The following is a 3,079-nucleotide window of genomic DNA, read 5'->3' as shown; positions in this document are numbered from 1 at the left end:
GCCGTCGGCCAATCCCGACCTGACCGTGAGCGGCCTCTCGTCCTCCCCGGCCGCGCCGGTGGAGACCGACGCGGTCACGCTGTCGGCCACGGTCACCGCCGCCCACGTCGCCGCGGGACGCGACCCGGCGTTCCTGGAGCGCGTCGCCGAACGTGTGCTGGCCACCCGCGAGGCGGGGCCCCGGCACCTGTCCGCCGAGCTGCAGCTGGTCCGCGCCGCCTTCCGCGAGTTCGCCGCCGACCGCGTCGCCCCCGTCGCCGACCGCATCCACCGCGACGACGAGGACATCCCCGCCGACATCATCGACGGGCTCGCCGGCATGGGCTGCTTCGGGCTGTCGATCCCGGCCGAGTACGGCGGCGGCGCCGAGGGCGACGAACTGGCCGCCATGGTGGTCGTGACCGAGGAACTGTCCCGGGCCTCGCTGGGCGCCGCCGGCTCGCTCATCACGCGTCCCGAGATCATCGCCACCGCGATCGCCCGCGGCGGCACCGAGGAGCAGAAACGGCGCTGGCTGCCGATGATCGCCTCGGGGGAGCGCCTGTGCGCCGTGGCGGTCACCGAGCCCGACTTCGGCTCCGACGTCGCCAGGATCACCACGAGCGCGACCCGCGACGGCGACGAATGGGTGCTGAACGGCGTCAAGACCTGGTGCACCTTCGCCGGCCGGGCCCACTACCTCCTCGTCCTGGCCCGCACCGACCCGGCCGGGCACCGGGGCCTTTCGCTCTTCGTGGTGGACAAACCCTCCTTCACCGGCCACGAATGGCGCCTGACCCAGGAGGGCGGCGGGTCCGTCGAGGGACGTGCCATCCGTACGCTCGGCTATCGGGGCATGCACTCGTTCGAGGTGCGCTTCGACGGCTGGCGCGTCCCCGCGGCCGACCTGATCGGCGGGGAGGGCGGTCTCGGGCGCGGGTTCTACCTGCAGATGCAGGCGTTCGCCAACGCGCGGCTGCAGACCGCCGCCAGGGCCGTCGGGGTCATGCAGTCGGCGCTGGAGCTGGCCGTGGACTACGCGCGGCAGCGGTCGATCTTCGGCCGGCCGCTCGCGGACTACCAGCTGACCCGCGCCAAGATCGCCAGGATGGCCGGGTCGATCGCCGCCTGCCGGGCCTTCACGTTCGCCGCGGCCCGGGCCGTGACGGCCGGCGACGGCCAGCTGGAGGCCGCGCAGGTGAAGCAGCTCGCCTGCCGGGCGGCCGAATGGGTCACCAGGGAGGCCCAGCAGCTGCACGGCGGCTACGGGTACGCGGAGGAGTACGGCATCTCGCGGCTGTTCGTGGACGCGCGCGTGCTGTCCATCTTCGAGGGCGCCGACGAGGTCCTCGCCCTGCGGGTGATCGCCCGCAGGCTGATGAAGCCCTGACGGCGAAATCGGTTGGCGGAGGCCGCTGATCAGCCGAGATCATGGCCCTCATGTCGATCCGTACGGCCCGTGAAGCCGATCTGCCCGCCCTGCTCGCCCTCGCCGTCGCCTTCTACGAGGAGGACGGCTTCACCACGCCGGAAGGCGACCTCAGCGCCAACCTCACCACCTTGATCACCTCGCCCGCGGCCCGGGTCGCGGTGAGCGAGGAGCACGGCCGGATCATCGCGTTCGCGATCACCACGACCTCGTTCGGCCTCGAGTCCGGGCTGATCGCCGAGCTCGAAGATCTCTACGTCGCCCCGGAGGCGCGCAGGCGCGGCGAGGCGAACCGGCTGATCGAGGACAGCCGGAGCTGGGCCGCGGAGCTGGGATGTTCCCTCCTGGAGATCGTGATCGCCCCCAACGGCAACGACGTGAGCCATCTCTTCGCCTTCTACGGCAAGCGCGGGTTCCAGGACAAGGGGCGCCGCCTGCTCAGCCAACCGCTGTCCAGGACGTGATCACGCTCTGGTGGCGACCTGGAGAGGCCGGCGGACGCCGGTGGCGGCGGCGCGGTCGCGCCACCAGTGCAGGCCGGCGGCGTCGGCCTGCTGTTCGAGGGCGGTGAGGTGGGCGGTGGCGGCGTCGTGATGGCCGGTGGCGGTGGCGAGCAGGGCGAGGTACCAGTCGACGGGGCCCAGGCAGAGCACGGCTGACAGGGCGGAGATGCGGCCGCTGTACGGGAGCAGGGCGGTGTAGGCGGTACGGCATTCGTGGGTGCGGCCGAGCGCGGCGACGGCGGCGGCGCGCAGGCAGGTGGCCGACAGCCAGGACCAGTCCCGGGGAGGAGCTTGACGGGGGCCGCCGTTGAGGCGCCGCGCGTGGTCGAGGTGGCCCTGGGCGCACAGGTGCAGGGTGGTGGCGTCGTGGTGCAGGGTGGGATGGACGCCGCGGACGGCGGCGATGAGCGGCGCGGCGTCGGCGATGGCGCCGCGGTGGTGGCTGAGCGCGACGCGGCCGGTGGCGACGGTCTGGCGGGCGTGCCAGAGGTTGAGGTGGCGGGCCTGGTCGTCGGCGTCGTCGTAGAGACGGTCGGCCTCGTCGAAGCGGCCGTCGAGGGTGAGCCGGTTGGCGTGCCAGAGGGTGTGCTGGAAGCGGGGCCAGGGCAGCGGGTGGAGTTCCAGGAGAGCGTCGCAGCGGGCGGCGGCCCGGTCGGCGCCGGCCACGTCGAACGCCTCCAGGCGCCCGCAGGCGTCCACCATGCCGGCGAGCAGCTCGACCTGGGGGTTGCCGGTGTGTTCCGCCAGGTCGTGTAACTCGCCGGTGAGATCCGTCAACCCGGTGAGGGCCCGGGGCCGGGGGATGGTGAGACGGCGGTCGTCGCGGGTGCGGGTGAACGGGCGGGGGTCGTCCGCCGGGTGCTGGCCTGAGGGGTGCTGGCCCGCGTGATGCTGGGCTGCCGGGTGCCGGTCCGCCAAGGGCAGGCCCGCCAGGTGCCGGTCCGCCAGGGGTCGGTCCGTCAGGGGTCGGTCCGTCATGGGCCGGTCCGCTTGGTACGGGTCGCGCAGCAGCGACAGCGACGGCTTGCCGAGTGCGGTGAGGGCGCGTACCACCAGCCCGGCGCCCGCGTCGGCGCGGTCACGCCTGCGCAGATGGAGGCCATCCGGAAGCTGATCGTCTCGATGCCCGGCGTCAAGGACGTGTTCTTCGAGGACCAGGCGGCGGCTT

General features: G+C 73.4%; 3 protein-coding genes. 2 read left to right on the top strand and 1 reads right to left on the bottom strand.

Annotated elements, in window-relative coordinates; genetic code table 11:
- Window positions 1–1,369 (top strand): acyl-CoA dehydrogenase family protein (locus tag ACWDX9_RS61815; protein ID WP_449973199.1); only part of this gene is annotated, 1,369 nt, incomplete at its 5' end.
- Window positions 1,370–1,419: 50 nt separating this feature from the next.
- A complete protein-coding gene (locus ACWDX9_RS61810) occupies window positions 1,420–1,872 on the top strand; it encodes a GNAT family N-acetyltransferase (RefSeq protein ID WP_449973198.1) in 453 nt (150 codons plus the stop codon).
- On the opposite strand, the gene ACWDX9_RS61805 is transcribed toward ACWDX9_RS61810, so the two are convergent.
- On the bottom strand, window positions 1,873–3,079 hold a 1,207-nt coding region (locus ACWDX9_RS61805; protein ID WP_449973197.1), incomplete at its 5' end, for a hypothetical protein.

Source organism: Nonomuraea sp. NPDC003201 (assembly GCF_053590415.1).
The sequence above is the reverse complement of the archived record's forward strand: the minus strand, read 5'-3'. Positions and strand labels throughout refer to the sequence as shown.